This is a genomic window from Murimonas intestini (assembly GCF_024622195.1).
Classification (GTDB): Bacteria; Bacillota; Clostridia; order Lachnospirales; family Lachnospiraceae; genus Murimonas; species Murimonas intestini.
The window spans coordinates 173,448-191,745 of sequence record NZ_JANKBI010000010.1 but is presented as its reverse complement, the minus strand read 5'-3'; the positions used below and the strand labels follow the sequence as shown (position 1 = coordinate 191,745).

12 protein-coding genes are annotated in these 18,298 nt (G+C 47.2%); all 12 read left to right on the top strand.

Going from position 1 to position 18,298, the window contains the following annotated elements:
- Positions 1 to 308 precede the first annotated feature (308 nt).
- Complete coding sequence (locus NSB28_RS15150; RefSeq protein ID WP_109747159.1) at positions 309 to 2,096, top strand: cache domain-containing sensor histidine kinase; 1,788 nt, start codon at positions 309 to 311, stop codon at positions 2,094 to 2,096.
- Positions 2,071 to 3,627, top strand: a complete 1,557-nt coding sequence (locus tag NSB28_RS15145) for a response regulator transcription factor (protein ID WP_109747160.1) — start codon at positions 2,071 to 2,073, stop codon at positions 3,625 to 3,627. The genes NSB28_RS15150 and NSB28_RS15145 overlap by 26 nt, the downstream gene beginning before the upstream one ends.
- 105 nt (positions 3,628 to 3,732) lie before the next feature.
- Positions 3,733 to 5,079, top strand: a complete 1,347-nt coding sequence (locus tag NSB28_RS15140; protein WP_109747161.1) for an ABC transporter substrate-binding protein — start codon at positions 3,733 to 3,735, stop codon at positions 5,077 to 5,079.
- Positions 5,080 to 5,171: 92 nt separating this feature from the next.
- Positions 5,172 to 6,101 carry a carbohydrate ABC transporter permease gene (locus tag NSB28_RS15135; RefSeq protein ID WP_257497841.1) on the top strand — a complete coding sequence of 310 codons (930 nt, stop codon included), beginning with the start codon at positions 5,172 to 5,174 and terminating at the stop codon, positions 6,099 to 6,101.
- Complete coding sequence (locus NSB28_RS15130) at positions 6,091 to 6,960, top strand: carbohydrate ABC transporter permease (RefSeq protein WP_109747163.1); 870 nt, start codon at positions 6,091 to 6,093, stop codon at positions 6,958 to 6,960. Before NSB28_RS15135 ends, NSB28_RS15130 begins: the two co-directional genes overlap by 11 nt.
- 7 nt (positions 6,961 to 6,967) lie before the next feature.
- A complete protein-coding gene (locus NSB28_RS15125) occupies positions 6,968 to 9,790 on the top strand; it encodes an alpha-L-rhamnosidase (protein ID WP_109747164.1) in 2,823 nt (940 codons plus the stop codon).
- A gap of 87 nt (positions 9,791 to 9,877) precedes the next feature.
- Complete coding sequence (locus tag NSB28_RS15120; RefSeq protein ID WP_109747165.1) at positions 9,878 to 10,573, top strand: FadR/GntR family transcriptional regulator; 696 nt, start codon at positions 9,878 to 9,880, stop codon at positions 10,571 to 10,573.
- A 106-nt stretch (positions 10,574 to 10,679) separates the two neighbouring features.
- A complete protein-coding gene (gene ilvD, locus NSB28_RS15115; protein WP_330665389.1) occupies positions 10,680 to 12,407 on the top strand; it encodes a dihydroxy-acid dehydratase in 1,728 nt (575 codons plus the stop codon).
- A 13-nt stretch (positions 12,408 to 12,420) separates the two neighbouring features.
- Positions 12,421 to 13,335 carry a helix-turn-helix transcriptional regulator gene (locus tag NSB28_RS15110; RefSeq protein ID WP_109747166.1) on the top strand — a complete coding sequence of 305 codons (915 nt, stop codon included), beginning with the start codon at positions 12,421 to 12,423 and terminating at the stop codon, positions 13,333 to 13,335.
- Between the two features lie 158 nt (positions 13,336 to 13,493).
- Positions 13,494 to 13,967: a GyrI-like domain-containing protein gene (locus NSB28_RS15105; protein ID WP_330665388.1), complete on the top strand. Its 474-nt coding sequence runs from the start codon at positions 13,494 to 13,496 to the stop codon at positions 13,965 to 13,967.
- 63 nt (positions 13,968 to 14,030) lie between these two features.
- Positions 14,031 to 14,687, top strand: a complete 657-nt coding sequence (locus NSB28_RS15100) for a GyrI-like domain-containing protein (RefSeq protein ID WP_109747167.1) — start codon at positions 14,031 to 14,033, stop codon at positions 14,685 to 14,687.
- 191 nt (positions 14,688 to 14,878) lie between these two features.
- The gene (gene addB / locus NSB28_RS15095; RefSeq protein ID WP_109747168.1) at positions 14,879 to 18,298 is read left to right on the top strand and encodes a helicase-exonuclease AddAB subunit AddB; all 3,420 of its coding nucleotides are present in this window, start codon (positions 14,879 to 14,881) and stop codon (positions 18,296 to 18,298) included.

The following is an 18,298-nucleotide window of genomic DNA, read 5'->3' as shown; positions in this document are numbered from 1 at the left end:
ACAAGACGATTTGCAGTTTGCAAGTTGAGATGAGGAAAACCTCATTTTAACGTGTACTAAATCTTGACATAGGACCATTCCGGCCGCTTTTTGCGGTTCGAGCGGGGCACGGAGCCTTAGATTTTCACTCCGCAGCGGTTCGGACAGAACAACGAACCCCACCGCTCCCCTTCCTGACGGCTCACTACCTTTCACACAAAGCGTCCTGTTACTCCATTAAACAACAATATCCCACATGGAGCCTTACCGCAATACATGATAAAATGTCATAGTCAGTTATAATTACAACCACTACGGGAGGGGATTTTTTGAGAAGAAAGCCTTTTATGCTGAGTTGGGAGAGATTCAGCAGGAATTTATCGATCCGGCAGAAGATGATCGTTTCGCTTGCATTGTGCGTCATTATACCTATTATTCTGCTGGGAATCATTACCACCACCAGGGTGCTGCGGCTGAGTGAACAGAACCAGTATGAGGTGCAGATCAACCAGCTGACTAAGTCAGGAAAAGATATTGAGAGCCTGTATGAGAATATTATACAGGAGGCTGCCACTCTTGCAGGAGATGGGGCTGTTAAGGCTATTGTGGCGGGGGATGCCTCGGTGATGGATTATAAGAATGCTGCAAAGAGGATGCTGGACGCGAGTGAGCGGATTGATTACTGCAGCGCCATCGCGCTCAGCAAAGGCGGTGAAGTATTGTTCCAGAGAGGGCGGCTGTATATGGATGAAAGGGAGGATGCCAGATATACAGCCCGGATAGAAGATAACAGGACGCCGTATCTGTGGGCGGCTGAACATCCTGTCACCTTTAAGAGAGGGATCAATATTACTAATATGAATCAGATATCATATTATACCACCATCATGAAGGAGCTCACTCTGCAGAATGAGGGAGTGCTGAGCATACATTTGAGCGCGCTGGATTTTATCAGGCAGTTTGTTCCTTACCAGGATGATGACATGATGGAAAATGTATTTGTATTTGACAGGGATGGGAATACGCTGGTGTCTAATACAAAAAATGAAGAGGCGGAGAGGCTGTGCTGGCAGGAATTTGAAAATGAGCAGAACAGGGCAGAGGCAGGATACTTTCCGGTAAAGACGGGGAGCGGAGTATATATTGTGCTGTATACAAAGTGCGGATCCAGCGGCTGGTATCTGTTTCAGATGGAAAAGAAGATATCACTGTACAGTACGCAGATCCTTTTTATTGTGATAGCTGTCCTGCTGTGCGTTGTTTTTGGGATCGTATATGGGATGATACAGAACAGGACTATCATAAAGCCGCTGCATCATCTGTCAAAGAGGATTGATGCTGTAAAGAGCGGCGTGCTGGAGAAAAAGGACTATGAGGTAGCCCAGGACGAGATAGGAAATGTGGAAAAGGGCTTTGAAGATATGGTGGTTCACATTGACCATTTGATCAATCAGGTGTATGTGCAGACGATTAAGACTCAGGACGCTGAGAGGGAAATGCTTCTGACTAAGATGAACCCGCATTTTCTTTATAATTCCCTGGATTCTATTCACTGGCTGGCTATCAGGAATAAAGATTATGAGGTGAGTGAGCAGCTGGAAGCGCTGGCTGATGTATACCGCCACATCTTAAGGTTTGGTGAGGGGATGATCACTGTAAGGGATGAGATGGAATTTATTGACAACTATCTCTTTCTTCTTGAATTTCAGGTTGGGGACAGGATAGAATTTATTAGGGATATACCGGAAGAACTGCATGACTGTCTGATTCCCAAGCTGATCATCCAGCCGCTGCTGGAAAATACGGTGCAGCATGGGCTGAAGGATGTCTCAGGGGACGGCAGGGTCAAGCTGCGTATGAGGAGAAGGGGAGATATGCTGATCATCAGCGTGCTGGATAATGGGGCAGGATGCGATGCAGAACAGGTTATGAGAACTATAAAGGAGAAGGACGGCAGGGAAGCCTTTGCACTCAGAAATATTGATGAGAGGATACGGCTGAGATGCCAGGATGGATACGGACTGAAGATTTACAGCAGACGTGGCTGGGGAACCATTGTGACGGTTACAGTAAAGTGGGAGGCAAAAAACAATGAAAATGGTGGTCGTAGACGATAACAGACAGATACGGGAGGGGATCCATTTTGGGATTGAGTGGGAGAGGTATGGAATAAGTGAGATACAGGAATTTGCCGACGGCTCGGAATGCCTGAAAGCTTTAGATGATTTTGAACCTGATATTATAATTGCTGATATCAGGATGCCCAACATAGATGGGCTGAAGCTGCTGGAGGAGGTCAGGAAACGGACGGATAACTGCAGATATATCCTACTGAGTGCTTATTCAGATTTTTCCTATGCCCAGCAGGCTATCCGCCTGGGGGCAAATGATTACATACTAAAGCCTGTGAAACCGGAAAAGCTGGTGGAGGTTGTGATGAAAAACGCAAGAGAGCTTCTTGCGGAAAAGACAGAGAAGGAGTCCTATTATGATATGTTTGAGCGGAGCTTCCTGCATTCTCTGGAAAATGGAGGTGAGCTGGAAAAAACAGAAAAAGTGAAACAATTCCTGGAATCCAGATACAGGCTGTCACTTCCTGATAATTGTATCTTTTTAGCTGTACTGCGGGCAGAGCAGGCAGATGGAAAATTGCCGAAAAAGCCGCTGCAGGCAGATGTCAGCGAACAGATAAGAGCGGCGCTGAAGGAGGAAGGGGCTTTCTTTGTGATGGGCCCCCAGCGCTTTCTGCTGGTCCTCAGAGGGGAGCGTTCACAGCTCATGAGTCTTAGCTGCCAGTACAGGCTCAAAAATATAATAGGAAAGCTTAACGGGGAGCTGGCCGGACAGAATCTGGCTGTGACAGCAGGAATCTCGGACTCCAGGGGAATGAATGAGCTGAAGGCTGCATATGAACGTGCCATTGTGGCGCTGGAGCAGACGTATTATGGCGAGAGCGGAGACTGCGTGCTGTTTATGCAGAATATGGAGGGGGAAAGAGAGAGTTTTCCGGAAGCCTTTCAGAAGGAGCTTATTGAGGGGATCACAAAGAGTATTCTCAGATCGGATGAGGACGGGCTGCGCAGTATTATGGCCAGATTAAAGGAGACAGGAATAGAACACAAATATCCCCATATGGAGATGACTGCCTTTTTAAAAAGGCTCTACCTGCAGATCGTGCGCCGGACAGAGCTGGATAATGACCCGGATTTTGAGAAAAATGTGATTGAAAATGCCCTGCATTTTGGAACATCTCTTAAAGAATTAGAGGACTATCTTATTCAATTTGCAGTCAGAAAGCCGGAGAGGATACCAAGGGAAGGCTTTTCTGCTATGATTAAGAACATTTGTGATTATATGGATGCGCATTTTAGTGAGCAGATAAGTGTAGAGTCTGTAGGGGAGGCTTTTAACAGGACACCTAACTATATTTCATCTAAATTTAAAAGGGAGGTAGGTAAGAGCTTTACGGATTATCTCATTGAGCTGAGGATCCAGAAAGCAGTTTCTATGCTGAAATATTCCGATATACCCATCAGTGAGATCGCAGAGAAAGTGGGATTTAGCAGCTATGCATACTTCTCCAGGACATTCAGAAAGCATACGGGAAAGAACGCCGGGGTTTACAGGAATGGGCAGGAACCGAAGTAATTAATTGTTGCATGTTTTTGTAGAATTTTATCATAAGGGTTAATAAATGTGGCTGGTATAATAAAGACATCTTACAATTAATCACAGAAACAGGAGGACTAAGAGATGAAAAAGAAATTACTGGCAGCTGTTATGGCGGGAACGCTTGCACTTTCTATGATGGGATGTGCCGGCAAAACGGAAACAGAAGCAGGAAAGACAGAAGAGAAGACAGAGGCAAACACTGAAGCAGCCCAGGGAAAGCTGGAGAAGACAGATACAGTAAAGGTAGCTGCATCCTCTGGTGAAAAGCAGGATCTTGTTATTATGATAACTAATCCGGGCGATGTTAATAATGAAGTGGAGCAGAGGCTGATTGAAAAACTGGGTGACAAGTACAATATTATAACTAAAACGTGGGATTCCGCATCTGTAGAGCAGACAGTTAAGACAGCAGCAGCGGCAGATGAGCAGATTGACCTTGTACAGTACTGGCCCAACCAGATGAACAGCTTTACAGAGGTTGGACTTGCCACAGATCTGACACCATATATGGATGATGAGTGGAAAGCCACATTTAACGAAGGTGTTCTGGATATCGGAACTTATGATGAAAAGCTCTATAATGTTGCATACAAAACTGTATACCCGGCTATGCTGGTAGACCTGGAAGTGACAAGGGCCGCGGGAATCAAGGATGAAGAAATAAAAGACCAGATGACCTGGGAAGAATTCTGTGAGCTCTGCAGGAAGATCCAGGAAAACACAGATATGTCCGGAGCCGGGATTCCTGATACATATGCATGCTGGCTGACAAGAAACGCTGTGATGCAGGTCTGGGATACTGATGAAGAGCTGGATAAATGGAATGCAGGTGAAGTATCCTTTAAGGATGAGCATATTGTCAAGGCATTTGACATGGTAAAGGATGTGTTTGAAGAGGGACTGTTCTATCCGGGCGAAGGCGCTCTGGCAGTGACTCAGGACCAGCTCTATGGAGCGATCTCAGCACACAAGATAGGTTTTATCTTTGAGCCGACAACAGCTGTTAAGACAACGATCGACAACTCAGGCCTGAAGGAATATAAAGTATGTGATTTCCCGGCTATGGGAAATAATCCCACAAATCCGCTCCTGGGAGGCTGTGACGGATATTTCATCCCTACATGTGCAAAGAACACAGAGGGGGCTATCGAAGCAATGAAATATCTCACAGGAGAAGAGATCATGACACTCCGTGCAGAAGGCGGACAGGTACCGTGCGCTAAGATCGCATCAGGAGCTAATGTGGATGAGGCATTTATGGAATCTATCTCAAGATGCTCAGACCAGATCTATCCCACAGAGATAATCAACGTAGGTGCGGAATTATCTGATTACCTGCAGAACCAGATGCCTGCAAATTATATCTACAATGGAGAGGCGTCATTAGACGAACTGGAAGAGATGAGAGAAGCAGCAGTCAGCAAATAAGTTACAGTACTAAAGGCACTTACTGCCTCAAAATAATTGTGATTTGTTTTGAGGCAGTATTTTTTTCGGCTTTTTTAGAGGAGGAGATGGATTTGACAGCGAAAGCAATGACAGTAAATGTAAATAAAAAGAAAAAAATCAGCAGTACCAGGAAGCTCCAGCTGATCGGGGGGCTGTTTGGCCTGCCCGCAATTGTGATAGTGACATTTGCAACAATCATACCAGTTATCTGGAATGTGGTGCTCAGCTTCTGCAACTGGGATGGCGTGTCTGCAATGAGCTTCAATGGGATAGCAAATTTTACGAAGATCTTTGCAGACAGAGCCAGCATGAAAGCGATCGGATACTCCCTGATCATCGCACTGGTGGCAACAGCCACGGCAATGGTGCTGGGAGTGGGGCTCTCTCTGCTCATCTATAAAGTGACTAAGCTGGAGGGAGCAATCTACAGGTTTGTATTCTACAGCCCTGTAATGCTCCCGCTGTCAGTCGTAGGGCTTCTTTTCACTCTTGTTCTGGCTACTGATGAGGGGCTTCTGAATAATATACTTGGTTTGATCGGTCTTAAGAATCTGCAGAATGCATGGCTTGCCAAAAAGGGAATGGTACTTGTGGTCATAGGCCTTGTGCAGGGGTGGAGGAGCAGCGGAACAGTCATGATGCTGGTATACACGGGAATCATAGGGCTTCCGGCTGACCTGTTTGAGTCTTCTAAGCTGGATGGAGCCACATATGGCCAGGAAGTTCGCCATATCATCCTGCCGCTGGTAAAGCCGACGATCCAGCTGGCCCTTTCCATGTGCGTTATGAGTGCATTCAAAACATATGATATTGTATTTTCCATGACTGGAGGAGGTCCGGGGGATATCTCTAAAACAGCTCCGCTGAAGATCATTGAGCAGGCATTTATGTTCAATAAATATGGACTGGCGGCGGCAAACAGCGTAATCTATGCCATAATCGTCATCATTATCCTGGCAGTACTGAGAAAAGGAGTAGGAGGAGACAAGTATGAGTACTAATACAGCGGCAGTATACAGTGTACAGAAGAAAAAAGTAAAGGTCTTCCCGATCGCATGCAGGGTGATATTAATATCTCTCATCCTGATCTGGATCTATCCGGTCCTGTTCTCACTGCAGACATCTTTTAAGACACTTGATGAATTTTTTGCAAATATATGGGCGCTGCCCCATACGATCGGGCTTGACAATTTTGCAAAGGCTTTTACGAAGGGACACATCGGAGAATATTTTATCAACAGTGTAGTGATAGCTGTAGTTTCACTTGTAAGTATAGAAGTAATCTCAGTTATGGCAGCGTATTCACTGGCAAGACTCCGCATCCCGCATACAGGGGCAATCATTATGCTCTGCTTTGCCATCCAGCTGCTCCCCACCGAGACAATTATTATCCCGCTCTATATGATGATGTCAAAGCTGGGCCTGCTGGGAGCCAGGTATCTTCCGATCATCCTGGCTTATGTGGGATGGTCCGTACCGGGGACGACGGTGATCCTGAAGAATTTCTTTGACACGATACCAAAGGAGCTGCTGGAGGCTGCCAGGATCGACGGCTCAGGGGAGATCCGCAATCTGTTTAAGATCGTCCTTCCGCTGATGAAGGGCGCTCTGTCCACATGTATCGTCATGAACTTTACATTTGTGTGGGGGGAACTGATGTGGGCAAAGACGGCAACACTTACTACTGTAAAGGGACTGCCCCTGACAGTAGGACTTATGAATTTTAAAGGGGAATTTGGAACTGACTGGCCGCTCATGTGCGCAGCTATCTGTATGATAGTGATTCCGCTTTACCTTGTATTTTTATTCCTGCAGAAGTACTTTGTATCTTCACTGACTGCCGGAAGCGTGAAAGGATAGGGACAGTATGATGATGGAAGTACACAGCCTGAAGATAAATCATATTACAAATCCGCTGGGATATCTGTATAAAACACTGACTGCATCATACATCACAGAGTGTGACACAGGATGCAGACAGGACAGCGCAAGAATTATGGTGGCAGAGGATGAAGCATTTGAAAGAATAGTATTTGATACAGGAAGGCAGAAGGAAGTATCAGGGCTGGGCACAAGGCTGCAGTTCATGTTAAGACCCAGGACACGGTATTACTGGAATGTAACAGTCTGGGATGAAAACGGTAATTCTGCAAGAAGCCTGCCCGCATGGTTTGAGACAGGGCTGATGGAGGGAGGATTTTCAGGAAACTGGATAGCCCCTTCCTTTGACAGCTCCATACAGCCTGTCTTTATCAGGAAATTTACTCTGGACCGTCCATGCGCAGATGCCCGCCTGTACATGACATGTCTGGGAGTTTATGAGGCATATTTAAATGGGGTGAGGGTAGGCGATGAAGTACTTGCCCCGGGCCTCACATGCTATGAGAGCTATATTCAGTACCAGACTTATGATATAAGCGGGATACTGCAGGAAGGGGAAAATATTCTGGAAGTAGCGGCCGGTGACGGGTGGTATAAGGGATTATACGGGTACAGGCAGAACGCTGACTACAGAAAAGGAAAGGAATTTGGACTGCTGGCAGATCTGTATGCAGACGGTGAGCTTGTAATGTGCTCTGATATGGAGTGGCAGGTCAGGAAAAGCAGAGTGGTTTTTACAGATATCTATGATGGGGAAATACAAGACGCTGTCATGGATAACAGTGAAAGATATCCTGTCAAAGCAGGGAAGCTTGATAAAAAACTGGTGAGGGAAAGGCTGGGAATCCCTATTAAAGTAAAAGAGATACTGCATCCAGTATCCATTATAAAAACATCCCGGAATGAGTGTGTCCTGGATATGGGACAGAATATGGTTGGATGGGTCTCCTTTAAATGCAGGGAAGAAAGGGGCAGAAAAGTCATTCTGGAGCATGGGGAAGTCCTTCAGGACGGGTGCTTTTACAATAAAAACTACAGGACTGCAAAAGCCAGATTTGAATACATTTCAGATGGGACCCCAAAGCAGGTCCATGCAAGGCTGTGTTTCTTCGGCTTCAGATATGTGAGGCTTACAGGCTTCACAGAGCCGGAGCTTTCAGATTTTTGCGGTGAAGTTGTCTATTCTGATATGGAAGAGACAGGCTGGATGGAGACGGGAAATAAGCTGGTAGACAGGCTGATCTCTAATATCCTGTGGAGCCAGAAAGGAAATTTTCTGGATATTCCCACAGACTGTCCCCAGAGGGACGAGAAAATGGGGTGGACGGGCGATGCACAGATATTTGCCGGGACAGCCAGCCTGAATATGGAATGCTATGAATTTTTCAGAAAATATCTCAATGATATTGCGGAAGAACAGAAATGTACAGGCGGCCTTGTGCCGCAGATCGTGCCGTCCGTTGGCAGGAATGAAAGGACATCGGCGGCCTGGGGAGATGCAGCCGTGCTTATCCCGTGGACACTGTATGAGTGTTATGGGGACGCCGGGATCTTAGAAGAGCAGTATGAGAGCATGAAAGCCTGGATCTCATATATTGACAGGCAAAATGAAGAGAACGGCACAGAGCCGCATCTTTGGAAGAACGGGTTTCATTATGGTGACTGGCTGGCGCTGGACGGAGGATATTATCATATGCCTACAGGCGGCACAGATGTGTTTTATGTATCCAGTGCGTATTTTTATTATTCAGTGGATGTACTTGCCAGGACTGCGAAGGTTCTGGACAGGGCAGAGGACCATATAAAGTACAGGCAGAAGGCTGACAGTATCAGGGAAGAGATCCAAAAAGAATATTTTACCGGAAACGGAAGGCTCTCTATCGACACTCAGACGGCATGTATCATAGCCATTGCCTTTGGGCTTGTGAAGTACGGCAGACAGAGAGATATGGTAAAGGAACAGCTGCTGGAACGTCTCAGAAAGGATGGATACAGTTTGAAGACTGGCTTTGTGGGGACTCCGTTTATCTTGAAGGCTCTCTCAGAGTGCGGCTGTGATGATATGGCATACAGGATCTTTTTAAATCAGGATTATCCGGGGTGGCTGTACCCTGTGACATTGGGAGCTACTACCATGTGGGAGCGCTGGGATGCTTTAAATCCTGACGGAAGCATGAGCGACAGCGGCATGAATTCACTGAACCATTATGCCAACGGATCTGTGATGGAGTGGATGTATGGATATATGGCAGGAATCAGGAACAGAGAGGGGAGCGCCGGCTATAAAAGTGTGGTCATCAATCCACGGATACATCCTGACATCAGATGGATGAAGACAGGGCTTAAGAGCGCTGCAGGCAGGTATGAGATCAGCTGGAAGATCATGGACAACGATGAATTTTGGCTCAGCTGCAGAATTCCCTTTGACGCTGATGCTGAGATTATACTGCCGCCGTGTGAGGACGGGATATCAGTGCGCCATGAGGCTGCCGTCTTACGCACAGACACAGGCCGTGCATTCAGGGCAGCGGCGGGAGAATGGGTCTTTGAAGGCAGGCTCAGGAAAAACTACCGCCCATATTACCATCTGACGGACAGCGTAAAGGAACTGGTAAAGAATCCTGATATCAAAAAATTCCTGTATGAAAAGGCTCCAATGCTGGTGCACACAGATGGTGCGGGTATTCAGAATATGACACTTCCTGAGATGTCGAAGCTTCCGTTTTTCCTGGGGATCGGGACAAGGCTGGGGCTGGGGGAGGAAGTGCTTAAGGAAATTGAAGACTACATATCAGAAATCCCCAAATAGGGGAGGCGGATGCAATTGACATCCCCATTTACGGATGATATAGTGTTGAAAGAAACATCATACGTATGATTAAGGAGAATGTGTGATATGCTCAAATCCGTGCATCCGAACCAGAAACGCCTCCCGGAACTGGTATCAGAACAGATAAAGGAATTAATAGCAAAAGGAAACCTGAAAGCGGGTGATAAGCTGCCAAATGAATTTGAAATGGCAGAACAGCTGCAGGTAGGCCGCGGGACGATCAGGGAGGCAGTAAAAATCCTTGTGTCCCAGAACGTGCTGGAGATAAAAAGAGGAAACGGGACATTTGTCTGTGAGAGGACAGGCCTGGCGGATGACCCGCTGGGCCTGTGGATGATTGAAGACAAGCAGAAGCTGGCTTTAGACCTCTGCGAGGTCAGAATGATGATAGAACCGGAGATAGCGGAGCTGGCAGCAGAGCGGGGGACAAAGGATGAGATCGCCTCTCTTAAAAATGCCGGATATGCCGTGGAGGAAAAGATCAGAAGCGGAGAGGACCATTCAGCAGAGGATATAAATTTTCATGAAGCGCTGGCGAAAATGAGCAAGAACCAGGTGGTACCCAAATTGATTCCGGTCATACAGTCGGCAGTTAACCTGTTTGTAAAGGTGACGGACTCTGTGCTGAGAGAAGAGACTATAGAGACACACAACAAAATAATCAGGGCAGTTGAAGATGGAGACGGGGCAGGGGCGAAGGCTGCTTTGGAAGACCATCTCAAGCTGAATAAAGAGGAGATCCAGAGACTCATCAGCAGGTGAATTTGAGGTAATGTACAATTGACTGTCAGGTCGGCATATAGTATGATTAAATACATAAGACATCATACGTCTTACTAAAAATAGGCCACGGTCAGAGAAGAAAGGAATGTTAAAAATGATGAGAAGCCAGGAATTGAGAAAGTTAGCCCCGGAGATTGATCCGCTGAGGCTTGGCACAGGATGGAAGCTGGAGGATCTCTCAAAGCCCCAGATCATAATAGAAAGTTCATTCGGCGACAGCCATCCGGGCAGCGGACATCTGCTTGAGCTGGTGGAAGAGGCAAGAGAGGGTGTAAAGGAATCAGGGGGATTTGGCGCCAGGTATTTCTGTACGGACATCTGTGACGGAGAGGCACAGGGTCATGACGGCATCAATTATTCTCTTGCGTCAAGAGATATGATGACCAACATGATGGAGATCCACGCAAACGCCACACCGTTTGACGGAGGCATATTTATAGCCAGTTGTGATAAGAGTATGCCGGCGAATCTCATGGCTGTGGGACGTATCAATATCCCTTCTATTATAGTGACAGGGGGAGTCATGGATGCAGGACCTGATCTGCTGACTCTGGAACAGATCGGGATGTATCATGCAATGTGCGAACGGGGGGAGATCACTAAAGAAAAGATGGAATTCTATAAGCACAATGCATGTCCGTCCTGCGGAGCCTGTTCCTTTATGGGTACAGCTTCAACTATGCAGATCATGGCAGAGGCGCTGGGGCTGATGCTGCCGGGGAGCGCTCTGATGCCGGCGACGGGCCGGGAGCTGCGCCAGGCAGCCAGGGAGGCAGGACAGCAGGCTGTATGGCTGGCTAAGGAAAACCTTACTCCTGATAAGATAGTTACTATGGATTCATTTGAAAATGCTATTATGGTCCATGCAGCAATATCAGGTTCTACGAATTCTCTCCTGCATCTGCCGGCTATTGCACATGAATTCGGTATAGAGATTGACGGAGATACATTTGACAGGCTGCACCGGGGAGCCCATTATCTGCTGAATATAAGGCCGGCGGGAAAATGGCCTGCACAGTATTTCTATTATGCAGGAGGAGTACCGGCTGTTATGGAGGAGATCAGGGATATGCTCCACCTGGATGTGATGACAGTTACAGGCAGGACATTAGGTGAGAACCTAGATGAATTAAAGAATAATGGTTTCTATGAGAAATGCAGCAAGTACTTAGAACCGCTAGGACTGAAAAGAGAGGATATCATCAGGCCCTTTGATAGGCCCTTCGGCACTGACGGGAGCATAGCCATATTAAGAGGAAATCTGGCGCCGGACGGGGCAGTTGTCAAGCACACTGTCGTCCCAAAGGAAATGTTTAAGGCAGTGCTAAGAGCCCGTCCCTTTGACTGTGAGGAGGATGCCATCCATGCAGTGCTCACGCATGAGATAGAACCAGGCGATGCAGTGATCATACGATATGAGGGTCCCAAGGGGAGCGGCATGCCGGAGATGTTCTATACAACAGAGGCCATTGCATCAGATGAAAAGCTGGGTGCTTCCATAGCGCTGCTCACGGACGGAAGATTTTCAGGGGCATCGAAAGGTCCGGCAATAGGACATATTTCTCCGGAAGCGGCTCAGGGAGGACCGATCGCCCTTGTGGAGGAGGGAGACCTGATCGAAGTCAGCATTCCTGACAGGGTGCTGCGGATCGTGGGAATCGCGGGAGAACGCAAAAGTGAGCAGGAGATAGAGAAGATACTTGCTGAGCGCAAAGCGGCCTGGGAACCCAAACCGGGAAAATATCAGAAGGGGGTACTGAAAATTTTCTCAGAACGTGCTGTATCGCCTATGAAGGGCGGATACATGGAATAGTGAGGTATTAGTCATGAAAATCGACCGTCTGATCGGCATACTGTCCATCCTTCTTCAGCAGGAAAAAGTGACGGCTCCTTATCTGGCTGAAAAATTCGAGGTGTCCAGAAGGACAATTAACAGGGATATAGAGGATATCTGCAAAGCGGGGATCCCGTTGGTAACCACGCAGGGGACAAACGGGGGAATAGCAATCATGGAAGGCTACAAGCTGGACCGTACTGTTCTGACTTCATCAGATATGCAGTCTATCCTGGCAGGACTGCGCAGCCTGGACAGCGTATCGGGTACAAATAAATACCAGCAGCTCATAGAAAAAATTTCTGCGGGCCAGTCAAATGTGCTGTCCTCCAACAGCCATATCATGATAGATTTATCCTCGTGGTATAAGTCTTCACTGGCCCCTAAAATCGAACTGATCCAGGACGCCATTGAGAACAGGAGGCTGATAAGCTTTCAGTATTATGCTCCGGGCGGAGAGAGCCTGCGCACCATTGAGCCATATCTGCTTATATTCCAATGGTCTTCCTGGTATGTGAAGGGATATTGCCTGGAGCGTGAGGGCTGGAGAATGTTCAAGCTGAACAGGATGCTGGAGCTTTCCCGCTGCACCGAAAGTTTTGAAAAGCGGGAATTGCCGCCATATGATCCGGAACAAAAGAATATCTTTACTCTCCGGTATGAGGTGGAAGCCCTCATATCACCGGACATGAAATGGCGGCTCATAGAGGAATTCGGGGCTGAAAGCTTTATGGAGCAGGAGGACGGAATGTTATTGTTCCATTTCTGGTTTGCAGATAAAGAGAATCTTTTCGGATGGATCATCAGCTTTGGCGAGAAGGCAGAACTGATAAAGCCGGAAGAGCTAAGAGATGAGCTGGCGGACAGGTTTGGACGGCTGGCACAGAAATATGGCCGGGTTTTCTAAGCAGTCTGATCCAGTTTAATACCTGACTGTATTTCAACATGACATATAGATGTCGTGTTTTCTGTGCTATTCTTATTGCAGATGTGGAGTGATAGAATTTATAAGATCCGAGATATGTAAGCGCTCTGCACAATATTGAGAATGAGAGGAAGCACAAAATGGAAACAAACAGAATGGAATACGAGATCGTAACACTGGAAGAGAAGACGGCAGCAGGGCTGACAGCCAGAACAAATAATAATGCACCGGATATGGGGATGATTATCGGAGGCCTCTGGGGAAAATTTTTTAATGAGGGAGTGTATATGGGGATAGATGGAAAGGTGAATGAGAAGACCCTTGGAATCTATTCGGATTATGCCAGTGATGAGCACGGTGATTACAATATTACTGTGGCCTGTGAGGTGGAGGCGGGAATAAAAGTACCGGAAGGAACTGCCATAAAGAAAATACCGGCAGGCAAATATGCAAAATTTGTGGTAGAAGGAAATATGGAACAGGCGGCGGGGGCATTTTGGAGCAGTCTCTGGGCAATGGATCTGAACCGTTCATTTATATGTGATTTTGAGGAATACCAGAACAGTGATCCAGAACATGCAGTGATACACATGTATATTTCGGTCACAGAGTGAGATACAGCTATTGTGCCGAACATCTCACAGAAAGCATTTTTCAGACATGTTCCAGGAGGGATTATGGACAAATTAGATTATAAGAAAGCATATAAAGAATTGTATTTTCCAAAAAGCACCCCGTCTCTCATCCAGGTTCCCGGGATGACATTTATCCAGGTCACAGGAAAGGGGGACCCCAATACATGTCAGGAATACAAGGATGCCATAGAGATTTTGTACGGCCTGTCATGGGGTATAAAAATGAACAGGAAGGGTGAGGAAAGGCCGGAGGGATATTTTGAATATACAGTGTTTCCTCTGGAGGGAATGTGGCAGCTGGAAGACACCTCCATGGAGGGCGGAATTATAAGGGATAAGAATAATTTCAAATGGATATCCATGATACGCCAGCCGGATTTTGTAACACCCCAGGTCTTTGAAAAAGCAAAGGAGAGGCTTCTTAAGAAAAAGCCGGATACAGACTTTACAAATACAAGGCTGGCAGTTTATGAAGAGGGATTATGCTGCCAGGTCATGCACACAGGTCCATTTGACGAGGAGGCGGCTTCTATAGAGAAGCTGGAGGCCTATATCAGGGAAGCAGGGTATGAGACTGACATCACAGAAGTAAGACAGCACCATGAGATATATTTAAGCGATTTCAGGAGGACAGCGCCTGAGAGGATGAAGACAGTGATACGTCATCCGGTGAAAGTCAAGTTACTGGTCACACCGTGACCAGTAACACGCTCCGCGATGCACAGTAACAGTCAAATACCCCGCTGCAGGGGGGCGCCAAAATAGCTTGCACTGAAAAAGAAAAACGGCTAAAATAAGGACAGGTGTATTTAGGACAGGCTTACGCCTGTCCTTTTAGTGTTATATTGAAACTGTTGATGCGGCTTTCCAGGGAACTATGGAGAAAAAATATGTCATTACAGCTGATACTGGGAAATTCGGGAAGCGGTAAATCCCGTTATTTATATGAGAAAATTATTGAGGAATCCCTCGCTCATCCGGAGAAGAATTTTTTGGTGGTGGTTCCTGAACAGTTTACCATGCAGACTCAGAAGGAGATCGTGGGTCTGCATCCAAAGCATGGGATCATGAATATTGACGTGCTCAGCTTTAAGAGGCTGGCATACCGTGTCTTTGAGGAAGTAGGGGCGGACAGGAGGACTGTACTGGATGATACAGGAAAAAACCTGCTCCTGCGCAGAGTGGCAATGGAAAAACAAAGTGAGCTGGTCACTTTGAAAGGGAAGCTGGATAAGCTGGGTTATATCACTGAAGTGAAGTCTGTGATATCGGAATTTACCCAGTATGATGTGGAGGAAGAGCAGCTTGAGGAAATGCTTCGTTTTGCAGAGGAAAGGCCTCAGCTCTATTACAAGCTGAGAGATATCCGTGTGCTCTATGAGGGATTCAGAAGCAGGCTCAGGCAGCAGTACATTACAGCCGAGGAGGTTCTGGAGGTTCTTTATGAGGTGCTGGATCATTCCTCACTTGTAAAGGAAGGCATATTTGCCTTTGATGGATTTACCGGCTTTACGCCGATACAGAATAAGGTGATGAAAAAGCTCCTTGGGCTGTCTGAGAAGGTGATGGTGAGCATTGCCATGGATGCACGGGAAAACTACCAGAGTGTGGGAAAGATCCACAGGCTTTTCTATCTGAGCAAGAAGACAGTGCATGCCCTCATAGGGCTTGCGAAGGAGGCAGGGGCAGAGATTGAGACCCCTGTGCTTTTGGGTTCAGGGACGGAGACAATGCCCAGATTTGCAGAAGCTCCCCAGCTGGCGTTTCTGGAGCAGAATCTTTTCAGGTATAATAAAAGATCTTATATCCCGGCAGAAGGGGAAGAACTTTCTGTTTCCATACACACAGCGGCAAATGCGGCAGAAGAGTCACATTTTGCTGCCCGGACCATAAAGGACCTGGTGAGGAAAAAGGGATGGCGGTACCAGGATATGGCTGTCATTGTGGGGGATATGGAGTCCTACAGCAGTTATCTGGAAAAAATATTTGAACAGTATCAGATTCCCTGCTTTATTGATAATACGAAAACTGTTCTGCTTAACCCGTTTATAGAGTTTATCAGGGCCGCTCTGGAGATCACATCCAGAAACTTTTCCTATGAGAGCATGTTCCGCTGTCTCCGCACAGGTATGTGTGATATTACATCTGAAGATGTGGATAAGCTGGAGAATTATGTGCTGGCAGCGGGGATAAAGGGGGCAAAGCAGTGGAAAAACCCCTTCGTGAAGACAGGAAAGCATATAAAAGAGGAAGAACTTGCAGAATATGAAAATCTCAGGATAAGGATCATGGAGCATCTTGAGCCCTTTGCCGAGAGCATAAAAAGGAGGTCCTCAGCAGAAGAGCTGACAAAGGCCCTGTATCATCTGATCACTTCCTACGGTATTCAGGAGAAGCTCCTGGCACTTGAGGAGGGATTCACAGCAAGGGGTGAGATGGATAAGGCTAAAGAATACAGCCAGATCTATGGCATCACAATGGAGCTGCTGGATAAAATGGTGGAACTGCTGGGCAGTGAGGAGATGAACATCCGCGAATATACACAGATACTGGAAGCAGGATTTGAGGAGGCAAAGATCGGAATCATTCCTCCCACAGCGGACCGTGTCATGGTAGGAGATATTGAGAGAACAAGGCTGACGGACATTAAAGCGCTGATATTTCTGGGGCTGAATGATGGATGGGTGCCAAAGGCAGGGGGGAGGAGCGGTATCCTCTCTGATGTGGACAGGGAGAGTCTGGCTGAGTGTAAAGTAGAGCTGGCCCCCACTGCAAGAGAAGACGGATATATCCAGCGTTTCTACCTGTATTTAAATCTGACAAAGCCGTCCAGGCGTCTCTATCTGTCCTACGGAAAGAGTAAGATGGATGGGCAGGCCATGCGCCCCTCCTACCTGATATCAATGGTCAGAAGGATGTTTCCGTCACTTGTGGTGCATGACGAGGACGAATATGACGGATTTATAGGCAGACTGGAATCACCTGAAAATGGCATGCAGTATTTGGCGGACGGTCTGAAGCATCTGGAACAGTTCAAGCGGGAACCTGCTTTTGAAGAACTGTACAGCTGGTATTTCAGCAGGGAGGATTACAGGGCTGAGGTGGAGAAGCTGGTGGAGGCCGCATTTTATACAAGATCTGAGGAAGGACTTGGGAAAGCTGTGGCAAGGGCGCTCTACGGGAGTGTTCTGGAGAACAGCGTCACCAGACTGGAGCAGTTTGCGGCATGCGCATATTCCCATTTCCTGAAGTATGGGCTGGGACTTTCGGAGCGGGAGGAATATTCATTTGAGCCTGTGGATATGGGAAATGTGTTCCATAAAATCATAGAGGTCTTTTCTAGAAAACTGGAGAGAAGTGAGTACACCTGGTTTGATATGCCGGATGATTTCCGTGACAGCCTTCTGGAAGAATGTGCAGATGAGGTCACTGAGGAATACGGCAGCAAGGTTCTGCACAGCAGCGCCAGAAATGAATACATGATCGGGCGGATGAAGCGCATTATGAGGCGGACCATCTGGGCACTTCAGGAACAGATCAGGGCGGGACGTTTTATACCTGCCAATTACGAGGTGTCGTTTGCAGTGGTGGATGACCTGGAGGCTGTCAATATAGCTCTGACAGATGATGAAAAGATGCGCCTGCGCGGCAGGATAGACAGAGTCGACACATGTGTGGAGGAAGACCGTATCTATGTAAAGGTAATAGATTATAAATCAGGAAATACAGATTTTGATATGGTGGCGCTCTACTATGGACTGCAGCTTCAGCTGGTCGTGTATCTGAATGCGGCTGTGGAACTGGAAGAACGCGTGCATCCCGGTAAGGAGATCATCCCGGCGGGCATTTTCTATTACAGGATGAATGACCCTATGCTGGACCGGGAGGGAGGGGAGACTCCTGAGATAATTAATGAGAAGATACTTAAGAAACTAAGGCTTTCCGGTCTGGTGAACCAGGACCCGGAGGTGGTGGAGAGTATGGATCAGGGAATGGGCAAAGATTCAAAAGTGATCCCTGTATCTTATAATAAGGATGGAAGCCTGTCCAGATATTCCAGCGCTGCGGATGCCGGACAGTTCAAAAAGCTGTCAGGATTTGTCAATGAAAAGATGCGGGATCTGGGCAGAAGGATACTGGAGGGAGAAATCGAGGCGGCCCCCTATGAGCGGCGTGACAAGACAGGCTGTGATTACTGCCCTTATCAGGAGGTATGCGGATTTGACAAGAAGATCCCGGGTACAAGAGTGCGCAGGCTGAAGGAATATAAGCCGGAAGAGATATGGAAGAGAATCGGGGAGGAAGTCTGA